This window comes from Mycoplasma sp. Ms02, from assembly GCF_019720735.1.
Classification (GTDB): domain Bacteria; phylum Bacillota_I; class Bacilli_A; order Mycoplasmatales; family Metamycoplasmataceae; genus Mycoplasmopsis.
The window spans coordinates 88,544-108,091 of sequence record NZ_CP081302.1 but is presented as its reverse complement, the minus strand read 5'-3'; the positions used below and the strand labels follow the sequence as shown (position 1 = coordinate 108,091).

At 30.6% G+C, this 19,548-nt stretch carries 11 protein-coding genes; 7 read left to right on the top strand and 4 right to left on the bottom strand.

The window, feature by feature from the left end:
* The first annotated feature begins 89 nt into the window (after positions 1 to 89).
* The 3 genes from K4L35_RS00345 (at position 90) to K4L35_RS00335 (ending at position 13,189) form a co-directional block, all read left to right on the top strand.
* The gene (locus K4L35_RS00345) at positions 90 to 1,670 is read left to right on the top strand and encodes a hypothetical protein (protein WP_221617603.1); all 1,581 of its coding nucleotides are present in this window, start codon (positions 90 to 92) and stop codon (positions 1,668 to 1,670) included.
* A 173-nt stretch (positions 1,671 to 1,843) separates the two neighbouring features.
* A complete protein-coding gene (locus K4L35_RS00340) occupies positions 1,844 to 4,042 on the top strand; it encodes a hypothetical protein (RefSeq protein WP_221617602.1) in 2,199 nt (732 codons plus the stop codon).
* Between the two features lie 318 nt (positions 4,043 to 4,360).
* Positions 4,361 to 13,189: a lipoprotein 17-related variable surface protein gene (locus tag K4L35_RS00335; RefSeq protein ID WP_221617601.1), complete on the top strand. Its 8,829-nt coding sequence runs from the start codon at positions 4,361 to 4,363 to the stop codon at positions 13,187 to 13,189.
* 26 nt (positions 13,190 to 13,215) lie between these two features.
* Here the strand turns inward: K4L35_RS00335 and K4L35_RS00330 are convergent, their stop codons facing one another.
* Positions 13,216 to 13,983, bottom strand: coding sequence for a bifunctional 2-polyprenyl-6-hydroxyphenol methylase/3-demethylubiquinol 3-O-methyltransferase UbiG (locus K4L35_RS00330; RefSeq protein ID WP_221617600.1), 768 nt, complete (start codon positions 13,981 to 13,983; stop codon positions 13,216 to 13,218).
* A gap of 43 nt (positions 13,984 to 14,026) precedes the next feature.
* Positions 14,027 to 14,623, bottom strand: coding sequence for an FMN-dependent NADH-azoreductase (locus K4L35_RS00325; protein WP_221617599.1), 597 nt, complete (start codon positions 14,621 to 14,623; stop codon positions 14,027 to 14,029).
* A 144-nt stretch (positions 14,624 to 14,767) separates the two neighbouring features.
* Between K4L35_RS00325 and K4L35_RS00320 the strand changes: the two genes are divergently transcribed.
* Entirely contained in the window at positions 14,768 to 16,261 is a 1,494-nt protein-coding gene (locus tag K4L35_RS00320; RefSeq protein ID WP_221617598.1) for a hypothetical protein, read from the top strand.
* A complete protein-coding gene (rbfA, locus tag K4L35_RS00315; protein WP_221617597.1) occupies positions 16,167 to 16,511 on the top strand; it encodes a 30S ribosome-binding factor RbfA in 345 nt (114 codons plus the stop codon). The genes K4L35_RS00320 and rbfA overlap by 95 nt, the downstream gene beginning before the upstream one ends.
* A gap of 58 nt (positions 16,512 to 16,569) precedes the next feature.
* Here the strand turns inward: rbfA and tsf are convergent, their stop codons facing one another.
* Positions 16,570 to 17,448, bottom strand: a complete 879-nt coding sequence (tsf, locus tag K4L35_RS00310; RefSeq protein WP_221617596.1) for a translation elongation factor Ts — start codon at positions 17,446 to 17,448, stop codon at positions 16,570 to 16,572.
* Between the two features lie 2 nt (positions 17,449 to 17,450).
* A complete protein-coding gene (gene rpsB / locus K4L35_RS00305; protein ID WP_221617595.1) occupies positions 17,451 to 18,305 on the bottom strand; it encodes a 30S ribosomal protein S2 in 855 nt (284 codons plus the stop codon).
* A gap of 424 nt (positions 18,306 to 18,729) precedes the next feature.
* Here rpsB and K4L35_RS00300 point away from each other — a divergent pair, with 424 nt between their 5' ends.
* Both K4L35_RS00300 and K4L35_RS00295 read left to right on the top strand, forming a co-directional pair.
* Positions 18,730 to 19,062 carry a DUF6088 family protein gene (locus K4L35_RS00300; protein ID WP_221617594.1) on the top strand — a complete coding sequence of 111 codons (333 nt, stop codon included), beginning with the start codon at positions 18,730 to 18,732 and terminating at the stop codon, positions 19,060 to 19,062.
* Positions 19,063 to 19,233: 171 nt separating this feature from the next.
* Positions 19,234 to 19,491, top strand: coding sequence for a hypothetical protein (locus K4L35_RS00295; protein ID WP_221617593.1), 258 nt, complete (start codon positions 19,234 to 19,236; stop codon positions 19,489 to 19,491).
* The last annotated feature ends 57 nt before the right edge of the window (positions 19,492 to 19,548 follow it).

The following is a 19,548-nucleotide window of genomic DNA, read 5'->3' as shown; positions in this document are numbered from 1 at the left end:
AAGTCCAAAAACACTTCCTATACAAGCACTTTTCGGTTTGCGATTTATGTAAAATATTGATTTATATAACAAATATTAAAGAAGGAAGAATGAACAAAAAACACTTATTTATAGGACTTTTAGGAATATCACTTATTAGCACTCCAACAATTATGAGTTGTTCAAACAATCAAAGCATTTCCACAAGTAAGGACTTAGAAAAACAGGAAAAAAGCGATGAAACAACAACAAAAAACGAACCAATCATGAATGAAAATATTGAGGAACGTCAAAGCACAACTTCAAGCACTGAAATTTCAGATAATCAAGAACCGATCATAGAAACAAAACCTGAAAACGCTGTTGAAAATACTGAACCAGAAAATAAACAAGAAAATCATGAAAATTCATTGGAAACAGATGAAAAAGAAGAATTTAATAATTTAGAGCCTTCGGAAACATTAAATGATGCAAAAAGTATTGAAACTCCTGAGAATCACAATGATGTCACAGAAGAAGATCACTTAGAATCTGAAGATGAAAAAGTACTAAAAGAAGCTCAAAGAAAAGAACAAGAAGAACGAATTAGATTAGAACAAGAACAAAAAGCCAAGGAGCAAGAACTGAAAAACAAAGCTCTTTCATTTGTCAATGAAATTAATTCATTTATATCAAACAACCCAGAGTCAGAAAGTTTTTCAAACTTAGAAGAATTAAAAGTACTTTTAAATCAATACACAAATGATTACAAAAACGATGTAATTAAAACAAAGATAATTGATCTTAAAAATAACTTAAATAACCATATAGAAGTATTAAGAGAATTTAATAGAATCAGACTAAACTTGAGCTCTGTTATAGCTGATGCTGAAACCTTCATTTCGCAAACAGTCACTCCAAGTCAGTTTAATAATGCGAAAAATGAACTTAGTGATCTATTACAAACAGCCAAAAGTAATAAGTATGCAAATAAACAAGAAATTCAAGCAAAAATACTAGAAGTTAATACAGCTTTTGCTGATTTTAAGAATAAAATAACAGTTTTTTCAGAGCTAAATAATATTCAAAAAGCAGTTAATATTTTCAACTCTATTACATCAAACGAAAGTCTTTATAACTTTGTGGAATCAGATTTATTGAATGAATTAATAAACACAGAAGAAAAAATAGAAAAAGACTTTGATGCTGCTAAGAACAACTTAAATACTCCAGAATTAGTACAGAACTACAAATCAAGAACAATCAATAATTTAAAAGAAAAACTAGATTCAGTTTTTAATGAAGAAACAACTAACTTGTCAATCTCTCTTGGTTTCTTTGTTCAGAAACTAGAAGATTTAAACATTTTAGGTAATGAAGGACTAATTGCAGAGACAAAAGAATTGATAGATAATTTACAAGATTACGAATTTACATTAAAAGACCAAGAAAAGGACATGGGTACGTTATCTAAAGTAACTTCATCTATTAAGAATGCAAAAGAGAAGTTAGATTATTTAGATAAAAAACTAAAGCAAACTTACAGTGATAAAATCAACCAAGAATTTTTAGCAAAATTAGACGAAAATAATGCTGAACAAGCCGAATTGATAAATCAAATCAAACAAGCGAGTGTTACGCCTGACATGAATTTCAGTGAAATTTTTGAATTTTTTGTAGACTTTAGTAAAAAAGTTTCAAAGTTTTTATAAACAAAACATCATTTGTTACACTAATTTAAAAAACTTTTACCACTATGCTATAGGAGTTTTAGAGGTTAAAATTTTTTTTTTTTTTGCAGACGGGCATGGAACAAATGTGGAAATTTTCATTTCAGTTTCATACTTAAATAAAATTTAAATGTATATATAAAAACGAGGAAAAAATGAAAAAGACAAAATTAATATTATTAGGAAGTATTCTCCCTTCGGTAATAGCTACTGGAGTCATTTCCGTTAGCTGTGGAGAAACTGAAGTTAAGAAAAATGACAAAGTAGAAAGTAAGCCTGTAGAAAAGACTGAAAACAATGAAACTACACCTGAAGCTAAACCTGCTACACCAACGCCTGAAACTGAAAAACCAGCAGTAACTTCACAACCTCTAGCTGAAGAAACAACAGCTCCTGTAAGCAACCCTGAACCAGTTCAACCAGAAGCTACTGTAAAACCAGCTCCTGCAGTTGAAACTCCTGCTGAAAATCCATCAAACGAACCCCAACCAGCAAATGAGACACCATCTCAACCAGAAGTAGTCAAACCAGCACCAGTTGAAAGCCCAACTCCTGCTAAAAATCTTCCTGCTGTTTCATCAGATTCTTCAGATAAATTAATCAAAGAATCAGAAGAATTATTAAAAGAAACTGAGTTTCTTGATATGTTTAACTCTTTAGACAAACTAAAAGAAAACTTATCAGCTCTTAAATCAGATAAAACAAATGGAAACAAAAGTGCTGCTTTAAGCCTTGAAAAATCAAAACTTTCAGAATTCTTGCTAAACAAAAAACTACAAAAATACTACGGAACAGAACTTAATATTTCTCTGAACAGAGCTCAAGAAATATTAAAAGCAGACTTGGCAAAAGAAGTAGATGAAAAGACTGTTAACGATCTAAAAGATTTAATCAAAAAAACTTCAGAACATGTCAAGAATAAATACTCTATTGACAAAGACAAATTAGCTGAAGCAAGTAAAAACTTAAAATCATCAATTAAAAACTTTGAAGATATTCTAGCTGGTAAGGCAGTAGATGAAATCAAGGTAGAAATTGATGAAATTATTAAAAAATATGATGATTTAATCGCTTTAGAAGTTGTTACTGAAAATGTTAAGGATGAAGCAGATTTAAACGATCTTAAAAAAACTTCTACTGATGCAAAAGCTTATAAAACAGAAAATGAATCTGAAGCTAATACAATTGACAAAATTCTAAAATTAAAATCAAAAATAAAAGCAGATTTAATTAAAGCTTTAGCAGATAAAGTTAAAGAAATTCTTAAAACAGAACTTGAAAAACTTGATACATATATATCTGTTATTAAGGCAATAGATCCTACAAGAAGATCTTCTGAAACACTTTTAAATACTTTGGAAAACGATTTGAAAGGTACTGTTCTTAAGACTGTTACTCTTGAAAACTCTGAAAAAGATAAAGAAGTAGTGGAAAGAATCTTTGCAGTTAAAAAAGGATTTGTTGATATCGAAGCTCAGGTTGAACACCAACTTCCACTTGCAGTTCAATACGCAGTAAATAAAATTGGTGAACTATTGCTTGATAAGGACGAAGAAGAAAAAGCTTTAAAAGATCAAGTCGTAGCTTACAAAAAAGGTGATGAAGATAAAACCACAGTTGTATATGAAAAATACAAAGAGTTCTTCGCTAAGTTCGCAGAACTACAAAAAACAAGACCTACGAGAGCATTCACCAAAATGATTGATACTTTATTCAAAAATTACGGCGAATTGTTAAAAATACAAGCTATCAAAGATTACTACGGTCAAGAAGTTGTGAATGGTTTAAATAAACTTTATGAAACTACAAAAAAAGATTATGAATCACTAAAAACAACACTTGATAGTGCTGAAAAAGCAAGAGCGAAAAGAATAGAATACACAAACACTCTAAAAAGTTCTCTAACAGAAGCGTTGATGCAAGATGTTGCAAACTATAAAAAAGATGCCACATTTTATGTACAAATTTTAAAAATGCTTAACCCTCAAAGAGATAAAGAATCATTTACTACAATGCAAGATTTACTAGAAAATGATGTATTAGCAAGATTTGACAAGCTTAATATAGCATTTTCTGATGTAAGTTCAGACACTGCATCTATAGGAATGTTTGTTGCTGCTCTTGAGCTAATGAAAGAAAGAACGCCACAATTAGAAGGATTGTTCAAAGGATTTTTCCAAGGAGCAATTCGTGGTCTCGAAAAAGGAATCAACACAGATGTTGAAGAAGGTAAATCATTAGCAGACCAAGTAAAATCATATGAAGCTCAAGAAGTTGACAAATCAAAAGATGTCTACCTTAAATATCTTGAGTTTGCTGAAAAAGCAGATAAGTATCCAAAACCAGCTGAATAGTTAAATAAATGTCGCAAAAAGCGACATTTTTTTATACTTTTTTACTTTTAGATTTGCTAGATAGTTTTTTTTTTTTTTTTTTGCAAGAAAAAGCGATTTTTTTATGAGCTTGAAAATTTTAAAAATATTAAAATATTTTTTATTTTTTTGCCTATAAAATAGCACTAAAAATATATAGTATTACTTTTAGACCTATGAAAAAGCTAATTATTTTTTACTAAAAATAAAAATTTTTATTTTTTTGTAAAAGTAATAATACTTTTAATAAAAGTATCATTTACATAAAGTTCAATATTCAATATTTCAAGGAGAAAATTTATGAAGAAAAAACTAATGCTGGCCGTACTAGCTGTCAGCCCTTTAGCCACATTAACAATTACATCAGGTTTAGCTGGTGGTGTTCAAAAATATGATGCCAACGGAACTTCGATTAAAATTATCAAATCTGATGGAACAGAAGAAACTGTAAGCAACATTCACCAAGATACTCCTGCTGGTAAAATCAATGGTGAAATTCAAAAGAACTTTATGAGCTCAAGCAGTCAAAATTTTACAAGACTAGCTTCTGATACAACAAGAAATCCAAACGACTTAGAAACAGCTACGGATAAATTTGTAAAAATTGAAAAAGTTGAGGGAGATCTTGATTCTTTAACTCAAAAGTGAAGAGTCTCTTTTAATAACAATTTTGAAAATACAGGAAACTGATGAAACGGATCTTACTCAGTTAATCTTTTTCTATCTGACGATTACAAAATCAAATCTCAAATCGTAAATGGACAAGAAGTACAGAAAATAAGGTTATTAGGATCATATGCTGAAAATTCCCCAGCCTGACAAACTAATAAGTTTAACTTCTATAATCAAGAAATAACTTTATCTTCTGGTACTACAAGAACGCTCGAAGCAAGAGATGCAAACAACAAATTAATTTCAACAATAAGCAAGTTTCGTTATGAAAGCGAACCTAAAAACACTGAATTAAACAGCATAATTTCTAACAAAACATCAAAAAAACTGACAAAAGATTTCTTAACGAATCAAGATGGTGGTGCAATAAATAGCCAAATGAATGGTGCTGAGTATGATCCGATCTGGGAAAGTGCTGGATCCTTCTTAACTTTTACATTTAACGAATCTGGTTCTGAGTACAGAGAAGCTCAAACTAAGTTCACAATTGAATTTGAAACAGAAAGAAACTTAAAATCACCATCTATTGTGAAATTAAATAACCCAGGAGAAACGGATCCGATTGAATTTAGTGATAAATTCTTACTAAACAGAGGTAGATCGTTTATTTCAGCAGGTATAGCTATCAGACCTTATGAAGGATATGGTTTTGAAGATCAAGTTCAAGCTACAAGATATTATGATAGAAATGCATTGTTACCAGAAGGACAAAAGAATGACCCTAATGCTGAACAAGCGATTTACAAATTTATTATTCGTGAAACAGTAAAAAAACCACTCGGATATGTTGACGATAACCGTGATGTTGTACCTAAACCTAATTTTGTATTCACAAGTAAAACAGGTGGAACACAAAATGGGTTACCAATCTCGTTAAATGATTCAGAGTATAAAATACAAAACACAAGGGATGAAAATTCTGATTTCAGTAGAAACAGAAATGATGAAACAACTTATACAAAAGCTTACAATTTTGCGTTTAGATACGTTTATTCGTTATTATCTGACAAAATAGTGATAACTCCTGAATTCACAGATTCAGATAAACAAACATATGAGAAAATCTGAAACATTTCAGGTAACGATAATTATTACTATGACGACGCTACTAAAACATTTTTCTTTGATGTAACTTATGAAATGAAAAATGCTGACAAATTCAATCAATTTAATTATTGAGTCAAGGGTGGACAATTTGAAAATGATCCAAGCAGAGAATATAAATCTAATTATGTAGATTACGGTACAGATTATTTATACGGTTCTAAGCAACTTGATTTAGATCCATCTAAATCATCAAACTTTGCTTCTGAAGTTGGTACAAGAGGAGATGAAAACGTAAACAATTACAATACACCTTATTTAGATTCAACCAAAGCAGTGTTTAGATCGTTCCTAGAACAAATTAAAAATATATATGAAGGAGTTAAAGATAATTTCAATTATTTAGAATCTGAATCAGAAAAAAGAAACAGATCAATAGTGATGAAAATTCTTTTTGATGAGGCAATAAGAGATCAAAACATTGGATTTTTGGGTAACTATGTAAAACCTAATAACCTGTACAAAGTTTTTGAATCAGAAAATAAATATTCAAAAATACTTAATGAATTAAAATCTCAGGCTTATTTATTCAATAAAGACTATTCTGATTTCATATCACTTATCAAAAGAAACGATTACACCTACGCTGAACTTAAAAACCTTTTAGATGGCGTTAGATCCAGAAGTTCAAACTTTAGCAATATTTTAGTGAATCCTTCTTACTTTAGTTTAGGATCCATTTATTCTGCTAACTCAAGACAATTGGATAATGGAAATAGTATTTATTCAGGTGTAACATCTAATTCAACATTTTCAAAAGACAACTTAAAACAACTTATAAGTGCCAAGGATACAAACGAAACAGCATATACACAAAAAGATGTATCAATGGGTGCTTTCTCCCTAAAAGAGATTCTAGGTGTTTTAAATAGATCGAATTGATTAAATAATAACCCTGATTCATTGGGAGGTATGTCTACACCAAATGATCAATTATATGCAGAATTAACAAGCGACCCTGAATTTGTAAGAATATACAACGAAACTGTAAACAAGCTTTACAAAAATGTTTATGACTTTTTATGAGGTGAAAACAACTCAAATACAGCAAACGGTTTAACAAACCAGCAAAACATCCCAGACTTCACATCGATATCATATACAGCAAACAATAATAAAGCCTCAACAGATGGTACGACATATGACAACAAGCAATATGGTTCAACTCCTGATTTTGTTACGATTTCTGAAAATGGATCATTTAATGAAAATAAAACAGTTTGAACATCAAGTTTAAACTCAAAAGCATTTGGTGATCAATTTGTTGAAGTTTACAAAAAATTAAAAGCGCAAAAAGATTTAGAAGATCAAACTTCACCAAACACTACAAAAAGTGTTTCAGAAGTTATGAAACGTGAATGAGAATTCATGATTCAAAAACTTGAAAGTTTAGAATTAGTAGCAAAAATTAATGATTTACCATACATTTCTCAAGAACTTAAAAATCAATATATAGCAGCTATTCAAAATCCAGATAACGACGCTTTAAAAGGTAATATCTATGAAGCTGCAAAAAACTTAAGTGGTCTAGGAACACTAAATGATGAAGATCCAGCAAATAATGGAGCTGCAAAATCTATTCTTAAACATGTAATACCTTTTGAAAAATACGTATTTAAAGGCTATGATTCAGAACATTATGTTTCGACAACAGACGCATTAGATTTAAAAGTTAGGCTTGGAGCTTCTGATCCTACTGTTAAAGCAGAGTTTAAAGACATTTGAGAAAAAGTCCATGCTTTATTAAAAGTAGAGCCAACAGATAATTATTCAAACTCAAATGGTTATTCAGACAAAAAAGTTTTATTCACTCTAGGAAACACAACTTCAACACTTAGTGCACAAGAGTTAATTGACAAAACCAATGAAATTAAACAAAAACTAGAAGAATTAACTGAACCACTTGAAAATGCAATCGACAACACAAACGGAGCTACACTTTCAATTGATTTAAGAGATGATTTAGGACTTGTTAAATCAGAAATAAAAGCAAGCTCGCTTGTTTCTGAAGATGAATCAGAAAAGGCTGAAAATCTTGCCAAGTTAAAAGGTGTTCTAACAAAACAAATTGAGGCAAGTACTATAAATGGAAAACCTAACCCTGGTGGGTGAACTGAATACCAAGATCAAATTGTTTCAATTATTGAAATTGTTGAAGCTAATGACTCTGCAGGAACATTAAAAGTCAAATATGTTGTTAATACAGATAACATAAATCAGGATTACGTTTGAGAACACGAAGTTAACGGCGAAACCGTAAACACTCCAATCGAAGGAATTGAATACACAATCACAGGGTTTAAAAAAATAAATCTTGAAGAAATTATCAACGATTTAGTAGCACAAGTAGATTACGCACCAAAAGACTGATTATTAGCTAAATCAGGCCAAGAACTTGAAGAATCAAAACTTTCATTTACTGTTACACTTCCTGCTAAATCTGAAGAAGGTGATCAACCAGCAAGAGAAGAACAAACTTACACAGTTACAGCTAAAAATAACGAACAAGGTGAGTTCGAATACTGATGAATAGAAGATCTAAAAGTAAAACTAGTAGAAGTTGAACAAACCCCACTTTCAAAAACAAACGAAAGAGATAAAGAAGGTAAAACTCAGGTTAATTATGCTTTTGCTTCTGTTGAAGAACCAACAATCAAATCTAATGTAAAACAAGCTGAACTAACAGGATTCCAAACAGAGGTAAGCCGTTTAGATTCAATCCAAACTTCATTATCAGAAAATGTCTTATTTGCAGATACGAAATCTTCAATACAAGCTTCTTCATTAACAAAAGAACAAGTTATTGCTGAGCTTAAAACTAAGTATGAAACTCAACTTGATGAAGCCCACATCAAAGAAGAAGATTTACAAATCACTTCAAATGATTCGACTGGAGAATTAACTGTTACATTCAAAATTCAATCAGATAGACAATTGCTAACTGATCAAACAGCATCAGACACAAAAACATTAAGAATATCAGGTTTCCAAACAGAGCAGCAAAGAATTGATGCTTTAAAAGAAAGTTTAGTAATTAATGATTACTCAGATAAAACAATTCAAGCATCACAAGTTGTCTATGATCAAGCAGATGGAGAAACTCCAACACTTAGTCTTACATTAGATGGTGAAGTAGCTAAATTTAAAGACGGTGTCTATGTTTTTGAACAACATCAAGTTAAAATAGCACCTGATAAAATCAAAACTAACTACTACAACGATATTGAAGGAAAATTAAAAGTAGAAGTTACAGAATTAATGTCAATGAAAGATGAATCTGCTAAAACAACAGATTATAGCCAAAAAGGTGATATTTCAGGCTTCTTGACCGAAGCACAAAGACTTGATGCTCTGAAAGACAGTTATTCATATTCATTAACAAATGAAGATTCAAAACAAAAACTACCTAGTGCAGTAACTGAAACAGAATTTACACTAAATGGTGACAATCAATCAACAAACAAAGCAACAGTTGAAAATGCAGATGGTAAAAATTCAAAACTAACACCAAACGATTCAACAGGAACAGTTAATGTTGATTTCAGACTAAAAACAACTAAAACTAACGCTGATTTAATTAAGTATTCAGTAGATTCAGAAGATACAAGACAAGATTCTGAAAAAACGTCAGTCGGTGATGTCTACTCAAGTTCAAAATCACAAACATTTACAGGATTTAGAACTGATACAGATAGAGCTAAAGACGAAATCGAAAACTTTGATCCTGCAAATATTGATGTAAATTGAAAAGATGATGCATCTGTAGCTCAAAATGAAACACAGGCTGGATCAGAAGATGCAAAAAACATTGAAAACTATACAATAGCACCAAATGCACAGAACAATAATTACGAAGTTATTGATAAGCAAGTTGTTGGACATGATGAAATAACAGGTAGAACACTTGTAAGATTTAGACTAAAAAACACTTCAGTTAACGGTGACAACGGTCAACCTATTGAGTCAACACGTTACTACTACAAAGCTGTATCAGGATTCCAAACAGAACAACAAAGAGTTGATGCACTAGCTCAAACACTCACAAATGACGGTGTTGTTGAGTACAGAAACGAAAATGTAGACAAAAATACAGTTTTTGCTACGACTCTTGAAAAAAATCAAATTAGTAACGCTGTAATCGAAAATGCAGATAACAAAGTTAAATACACTGAAGAAAACGGCGTAAACATTCTTTCGAAAGATGATATTTTAGGACAAGCTAAAGTAAATATCACATTAAATACAGCTAAAACTGAACAAGAACTATTTAATATTGATAGTTCCGTTTCAGAAGAGGATAAACAAAAGTTAAATACTCAAGATTCAGCAATCTTTGCAACTCCGACAGAAGAACAATTTGCAGTTAAAGCAAATAAAGATGTTGTGATTTCAGGCTTCAAAACAAAACTTATGGAAATTAAAGAAGTGCTGGAGCAAACTAAATTCTTAAACGCTAAAGAAGTGCAAGTTATAGATGTTGATGGTCAGTCAAGAGTCGGTTCATACAACAGAAATACAGAGTTTGACCAAGCAGTACATGATCGCGCAGTATCAGATATGGATGCTTTAATAGACAAAGCAAATAAATGAGAAGCAGATAAAAAAGCTAAATATGACGAAGTTGCAACTCTTGAACATTTAAACGAATCTCAAAAAGAAGCAGCAAAAAAAGCCGTTATCGATTCATATATTGACTACGAAGAAATAGGAGATGGATCTTTAACTGAAGAGGATTCAACAGATTCTAAAGTTCAAAAAGCTACAACATTAAATGAAGATATGTCAGCCTTAAAACAAAGAGTAGATAAGACAACTGAAGAATCTGACTATAACAAAGCTAAAAACGGAATTATTGAACAATATTCTTCAGATATTACAGCAGCAAAAGCTAAAGAGCAAGATCAAAGAAGCGATCGTGAAAAAGCACTTGTAAAACTAGGTGAAGATATTGATAAATACAACAAACTAGTTGATTTATCAAATGATTTAATCAACAATATCGATCCTTCAACTCAAGATTTAGATAGAAACCAAAAAGACGCAGATAAAGTGACTTTATTGGAAGAAGTTTTAGAAGGTGTAGATTTAACTGAAAACGCTAACTGACCTTCTGAATCTGTAAACAAACTAAGGGACGCAATTGATGCAAACTTAAAACAAGTTTACAAAGACGCAATTGATGCTTTTGAAAATTTAAATGAAACAGAAAAAACATCTTTAAAATCTCAAATAGATCAAATCAATAACTCTGTCGATGAAAATCAAGAGTCTAAAAACTTAGTTGAAGAAGCAAATAAAGTTTTAGATCGTGCAAAAGAAATCGAAAAAATCAAACAAGATGCAATCGATAAAATTCTTGATGCTAAATACTTAAGCAAAGAACCAGTTGAAGATAAAGATGACGTTCAAGACTTTGTTGACAAAATCAAAGAACTTGATTTTAGCGATCCTGAACAGGACGAAGCTAATAAAACTAAAGCAGCTGAAATTGTCAAGGATGCTAAAAAAGCTGATCTAGATCAAGGTATTCAAAACTACATTGATAATCGTCTAAATGATGAAAATCCTAACAAGGTTCCTGAAGCCAACCCTGATCATACTCAAAGTGCACAAAAACAATCAGCAAAACAAAATGTTTCAGAGCTTGAAGGTGAACTTCCAAGACAAGATGATTCACAAGAAGTGAATTCTGATTTCCAAGATCAAAAAGATGCTATTGAAGCTCTAAAAGTAATTAACAATCTAAAAGACAAATACAATTCTTACATTAATACAGACGTAAATAACGAAAGTGATTACTTAACAAAACGTCAAGAATTACTTGAAGAAATCAAGAAAACTGAACAGTTAGTCGAAACATTAAATAACAAAATGTTTAATGATCCAAAACTTGAAGCTAATAAAAAAGCAATTTTAGATGAACTAAAACAAGAAGTAATAAGAGCTAAAACTGAAGTGGACTTAGTTGACAATGTTCTAAACATTAAAAAACCAAGTTTCACAAAAGAAAACTTCGAAAATGCCTTTAAAACAGATAAAAACGCCTTGAATGAGCAAGGAATAGATAAAAATAACGAAGTTATTGATTACATTGGTACAGATATGTCCATGTTCTATGATTTAGCTAAGAAAAAAGTTAATTTATCTGAAGTTAACGCAAGTGATCTTGAAAGAGTTAATGTTATTAAGGCTGCAAAGTACTACCAATCACCAGTTCTAAAATCTGCAATTGAAAGTCTATTACCTGACAAAGCCTCAAAACCATATAAAGATATCGAACAATTATTCAGAGATGTTTGAGCTTTAGAATTCTTATCTAAAGAAGAAAAATATGCAATTAACTTAGATTTATTAGAGTTCAAAAACTATCACGATTCTGACAAATACAAAGCCAAAGCAATTCTTTTAGATGCAGCTAAAGGTGATATTTATCGTCAAATTGAAGAAATGCAAAACTTAAACCCATCACACAAAGAAGGATTCAAACTTGCTATTATCGATACTAACTTACTAAAAATGGATCCTTTAACAAAAGATGTTGAAGTTTACGAATCAATTATTGAAGAAGCAAAAAAATTAGACGATAAAATGTCTGAATTAGTAAAGGCAGCAAAACAAGCACAAGGTCTGCAAGGGTCAGACGCACTTGACAGAATCAATGAACTTGTAAATTCTAAAGAAGTTGATTTACTAAACAATAACGTAGATGCAAAAGAAATTGATGCTTTAATTGAAGAACTTAAGGAAGACATCAAAAAAGCATTGCAAACAATTCCAAATATTAGTCAAAACTTTATTGATAAATTAATGGAAGAATACGAAAACGGAGCTTCATTAGCACAAGTGGCTAAAAAAGCAGTCCAAACTTCTCAAAATAGACAAAGAGTAAATGAATTAGTTCAAGAATACTTAAATAACCAAGATCAAGAAATAAGATCTGAAATTGATGAAATAACAAACCAAGACCCTGAGTCTTATGTCGACGTAACTAACTTATTTGCAGCACTAGATGCAAAATTAGAACTTGAAAAAGCATTAGATAAGTTTACAAGTGCAAATAAAGAGCAAGAAGATTATGACTCAATTAAACAAGATCTAAAAGTTGCTTATGCAAACCATTACTTAGATTCTGATTACGCTAAACCAATCAAAGATCAAATCGATGATCTAAGAGCAAAAGTTAGAGATATTCTTGAAAAAGAAGAAGCAGGCGAACAAGAAATTAAACCTAAAGATTCAAATGAATCAGGAAAACCTGAAGAGAAATTATACATCTGATGATGAATAGCAGGAGCTATTGTTACACTAGGTATAGCAGGTCTATTTGCTTGATACTTCAAGAAACGTAAATAAGAAAAATCATGCTTATGCATGATTTTTTATTGCTTTTGAATAACATAATATGTTGTGTTATCGCAAAACTCTTGAGCTTTCTGTGATTCTTTTGCCAATTCATCTCTTTTTGAAATTAACTTGGGCATAGGCAAATTAGCTTCTTTAAGGAGTTCGAAAACTTGTTGTCTCGTGTAATAAGAAAGGACTCCAACACCTCCACCTTGGTAATAAACAAAATCACCTTCATCTCAATCTTTAATGTTCTTTACCTTTAATTCTTGCCTTTGTTTTGCAATCATTTCAAGTCTTAAATCGTTGCCTTCAGGCTCGGCACAGCTAAAAACTAAATAACCTTTTGAATTTAATGCTTTGTAAGCGTTTTTCAGTGAATTAATTTTATGACTTCTTTGTGGCATGCACATTAATGAATTAAAAGTAAAAATCATGAAATCAAAATCGTTATTTTTTTCATATTCATCTATAGATAAGTCGAATTCTAAAAAATGAGCACTTTGATATTTGGTATTACTTTTTTGTATCGCCTTTGCTTTTAATATTGATTTTTCGCTAATATCAAAACCAAAAATATTTTTATACCCATTTTGAATAGCACTAAATACAAATCTGCCTGTACCACAGCCTAAATCAGCAATTTTTGATTCCTTATTCGCAAACCTTTTTAATAACTCTTTTTCAGATTCTAAGATACCAACATTAAAAGTTGCTTTTGTGTAATGATTTAGTGATTCTTCTGTATTATAAACACTTGTAAAATGAAGATTTTTGTCGTTAATTTCCTTATTACTTTTCATTTTTTAATTATACAAGCAAAATAAAAATCAGGGCTTAACCCGATTAAAATGTTTTTGCTAAAGCAGCTAATCTGTCCTCGTATTTTTTAACGACTTCAGCAACATCAATTCCGTTCATTGTTGGAATATTTGTTGCATCAACTGTTAAGTTAAATGTTCTTTTAGCTCCTAAAAATTCAAAAACACCTTGAATGTATCCAGCAACATTACCTCATGGATATGTGTTAAGTGGTGCTCCTTGTGTTGCGATGATCATCACATCTAAATGATCTAATAAGCCTTTTGCTTTAAAGTCTAAAGAATATTTGTATGTGAACGTTTTGTTTGCGACGTTAATTGCGTCAAGGTAGCCTAAAAGAGCAGGTGCTGGTTTAAAATTAATCATTGGTGTTGAAACAATAACTTTGTCAACTGATTTTAATTGATCAATTAATTTGTCTGACTCAACGTTTGCTCAGAATTCTGGCATTGTTGTTGAGTTTAATGTTGTTTGAGCTGATTTTAATGTGTTTACATCTACATGAATAAATTCTGCTTCTGGATGATTTTCTTTGTAAAGTTCAACAAATCTGTTTGATAATTGTCTACTTTTACTTACAGCTTCTGGTGCTAAATTTGATGTTAAAACTAATACTTTCATTTTTCTCCTTAATAATATTTAAATTATATACTAAACTCGAAAAAGTTTAAAAAAACAAGAAAAAAAGCACTTTTTTGAAGTTTTTGCATTTTTAGGTTTTTTGGCTTCTCTAAACAAGTTTAAAATGCGTGGTATAATTGTAAAATGAAAACTAAAGCAACATTTTTTATTGATTTTGAAGCAATTAGCCAGCCATTTGCATCGCAAATAAGCCCTAATTTAATTCAAATACCTGTTTGTTATACCATTGGATATTACAATGAGCAAAAAGTTTTCAAATATTTGACATCAATAATCGACTTCACTTCTGAGTCATTATCACCTTATTTTCAAATCAGAGATATGTTAATTCGTGATGCTAGAATTCTTTGTGAAGATCAAAACTTAGTTATAAATGAAGAAACAACGCGTTTTATAGGATGAAATCCTGATTTAGAAAAAATCATAATCAAAGATTTGTTTAATATTGATGTTGAACCGTTTTCAAATCAAGCAACATCTTTGGCTAATTTTTTATCACAGCAAAAAGAAATAGTGGAACAATTTCACTACACAAAATCACTAGACTTACCCAAGTCAAAAAAGTTAATACCTTTAAACAAGAAAATGCCTTACAGCAAAGGGTATTTAGCGTCTTATTGCTCATATTTAATTTATATGTATTTCAAGTTTAGTTCGCAAGAACTAAAGATTAAAAAGACGATTAATGTTTCACAATTAATATCTGATTTAGTTTCATATAATCAAAGCGACGTTTTAGTTATGCATAAACTAATTGAAAGTAAAGAGTTTGATTATCCAGAACAAGGACCTGAAACAAAAAATGCAAAACAGGAGGCTCCTAAATTACTTTCTAGATTTGAATATCGGAAAGACGTTAGGGCTTTAATTGATCAAGTTAATGAAATTTATGAGCAAAAAATTGAAAATAACAAATTTAAGCTTTATTTTGAGGATATTGTAAATCTTTTGGATTTAGATAAAGAGCAAAAGATTGAAGTAATATCCGAAAGTTTAGAAGATCGTTGAATTTATGAGTTTTTAAACCTAAAAAGGTTGCTTTCAAAGCAAAAGAAATTGAGTCAAGAAATGATTGATATTGTTAGTTTTCTAGCCAATTACGATAGTTTTAAAAATGCAATTCATAAAGTGAATAAGATTGTGATTTTACGCAAGATACTACAAAACAGTTCAATGCGTAAAAAAACAGTTGATTTGATACATATACCAAGACAGGAGATTTTGGTTGATTTTGAACATAAAGACAATGATTTAAACTACCTTGATTTGTTATGATTGCGCAAAAATGTTTTAGTACAAAGTGACCGTAAACCAAGTGTTGGAGAGTATATTCAAACACTAAATAAAGTAATTAAACAAGCAAGACATCATTTATCATCAATTAATCAACAAAAAGATGAAAAAGGCTACAAATCAGCCAAATTTAACCTGCAAAAACTTGTGCACTCACAAAACAAATTAAGTGAATATGCCTTGCATATAGAACTAAAAGAATTAATAAATAAAGAAAAAGGGAGATTTAATGAACAACATAGCACACTTAAGAAAACAATCAACAATCATGCAAATGGTATCAGCAATAGTAACAAACGACCTAACAAACGTAAACATAGTTAATCCAATCGTAATCGATGGTAATCTTTCAACTGATTTATCACATCTAAAAGTTTTTGTTGCTTTAGACGGTAATAAACAAAAAGGATTACAGGCTTTAAATAACGCAGCTGGATACATAAGAGGTGTTTTATCTCATTCATTAAAGTGAAGAAAAGTGCCACAAATTCACTTCGTTTTAGATGAAGTTACTGATTACGGAATGAAAATTGATGCAATAATTAAATCAATTAACGAAGAAGATGTTAAATAACGAACACATGTTCGTTATTTTTTAAACAAAAAAAAGCGCTATTGCGCTTTTTGATAAATTAAGCTTTGTCAACGAATGACATAACTTCTTCAGCGAAGTTTGAAACAACTTTTTCAATACCTTCACCAACTTCGTATCTAACTGCTTCAAGTAGTTTTGAGTTGTTGTTGTTTAGGTATTTTTCTACAGAAAGAGCGTCATCTAGAATGTAAGCTTGTTTTTCTAGAACGATTTCTGATAATTGTTTGTTTAATCATCCTTCAACGATTGTTTGTTGAATTTTTTCTGGTTTAGCATCAAAGTTTGCAGGTTTTTCAAATCCTGATTTAATGCTGTCCATTCTTTCAGCTGAAATATCTGATGTTAAGATAAATTCTGGGTTCATAGCTGTTAAGTGCATTGCTACACCTTTAGCTGCTTCTTCGTTTGAACCAGAAATCTTAACGATTGATGCAACAAGACCGTTGATGTGTCTGTATAGACCTAAAACTTCGTTGTCGTTTGCCATAACTCTAACAAAACGACGGAATGAAATTTTTTCACCAATTGTAGCTGTTGCTGAAGCTGTAGCAGCTTCAACTGTTTCACCGTTTTCTAATTTAGCAGCAAGTGCCTCTTCTTGTGTAGAAGCGTTTGATTTTCAAACTGCTTGTGCAATGTCGCTTAATAATGTAACGAATTGTTCGTTTTTAGCAACGAAGTCTGTTTCTGAGTTAAGTTCGATGATAACAGCATTTTTGCTGTCTCCAGCAATTTGAACTAAACCTTCAGCCGCAACTCTTCCTGCTTTTTTAGCAGCTTTTGCAATACCGTTTTCTCTTAGTCACTCAACTGCAGCTTCGATGTCTCAGTTTGTAGCTTCAAGAGCTTTTTTACAGTCTGCAAATCCAGCGTTTGTTCTAGCTCTAAGGTCTTTTACTAATGTAATATCTGCCATGATTATTCTCCTGATGTTTGTTGTTGATCTCTTTTAACGAATTCACGACGTTGTTTTGCTTGACCTTGAAATTCAGGTAAAACTACTTTGTCGTCTGATTGGTAAGCGAAAAGTTCTTTTCCACCTTGTGCTTTAACAATAGCGTCAGCTAGTACTGTCATAATTAAAGCAATACTTTTTGCTGAGTCATCGTTAGCAGGGATACCAAAGTCAACTGCATCTGGGTTAGCGTTTGTATCTAAGATACCGATAACTTTAATTCCTTTTCTTTTAGCTTCTTTAACTGCGATTTCATCTTCGTTTGGATCGGCAACGATCATAACTTGAGGTAATCTTCTCATTTTACGGATACCGTCTAAATTTTTGTGTAGTTTTTCTAATTCTTTTTGGAATAGAACAGCTTCTTTCTTTGTGTATCCTTTGAAGTTCTCTTCAGCTTTAGCCTCTAAAGATTCCATTGTTTTAACACGGCTCATGATTGTTTGGTTGTTTGTTAATGTACCACCTAATCATCTTTCTTTTACGTAGAATGAGTTTGTTCTTTTAGCTGCTTCTTCAACTGCTGCTTGAGCTTGTTTTTTTGTACCAACAAAAATAAAGCTTGCCTTTTTAGATGCTAATTTGTAAACTAAAGAGTAAGCAAATTCTAAGTATTTTTGTGTTTTTGTAATATCAATGATGTGAGCACCTTTGTTCTTTTTGTTTGGAACGATGTACTCTTTCATTTTAGGGTTTCAAGCGTGAGCTTTGTGACCAAAGTATGCTCCTGCTTCTAATAACTTATCTTTTGATACGATAGGTAATTTTTGTTGTTTTTCAGCTGATACTGATTCAACTTTTTCTAATTTATCTGACATAATGTCTCCTCATTTTTTAGTTTGTTATTTACAATTTTTACTTCCAACGCCTAGCACCACTTTCGGCACACCCATGCGAATCCATAAAAACTTTTTAATAATGTATTTGTGCGAATTTTTTAATTCTTTTAAATTTTACCATTTTGTACTTTTTATATAAATATATAAGGAAATTATTTTGCAAGAAGTAAGTCTGTTTTGTTTATAAGAAATTGTATAGACAGAGATTTGAAATAAAGATTTATACTTTTGTTTATTTTAACGCCTAAATCAAATCGTAATATTTCGTGTTTTAAACTGTTTCATATATTTTCAAGAAAATTTAACTTTTATTTTTGTTTTGAAAAAATTGGGTCATAAAAAACTTTTAAAAAGAAAATTATGAACCCAAAAGTATGTAATTTTAGGTGCAAGGAGGTAATATATGAGTTCAATAGCAAATCGCATTGAAAATGAAATGCAAAAAAATAAAGGTAAAGTATATTCGATAAGAGACTTTTATAATTTAGGAACTAAAAACACAATAAAATCAATAATGTACAGGCTGTGTGAAAATAATAAAATTGAAAGATTAATTGATGGGCTTTATACAATTCCTAAATATAGCCCAATTCTAAATGAATATTCCTATCCTGATGTGGGACTTTTTAATAATTGGTGGTTGAAATTTGCGTGCTTTTTCAACTATCAATTATTAAAAAGCCCCTTTTTTAGATTCTTGAAATTCTACTTGAACACCTTCACCCAAATTAATTAAATTAAGTAATTCATTTACTATCATTTCATCCCTCTTTTTGCTATGCTTTTTATTTATTATATTCTCCTATAAAATCATTTAAAAAAATACATTATTTTCATATTTTTTACGTTCAAAAATATTAAAACTGAAAAAAAGTTTTACTGTTATAAAACAGTTGAAAAAGAAAAAATGTATTACGACATTCCGAGCGACATTCCGAGCGACATTCCGAGCGACATTCCGAGCGACATTCCGAGCGACATTCCGAGCGACATTCCGAGCGACATTCCGAGCGACATTCCGAGCGACATTCCGAGCGACATTCCGAGCGACATTCCGAGCGACATTCCGAGCGATATTGAATTAATTTTTATAACCATAAATAAGATTAAAAAGTGCTGTTATTCAAGTTTTAAACTTATTTTGAAACTTTATTTTTTATTTTAGTCACTTTATTTTTATCTTGTATTCAAATACTAAAGGGTCTTTTTATAGTGTTTATAT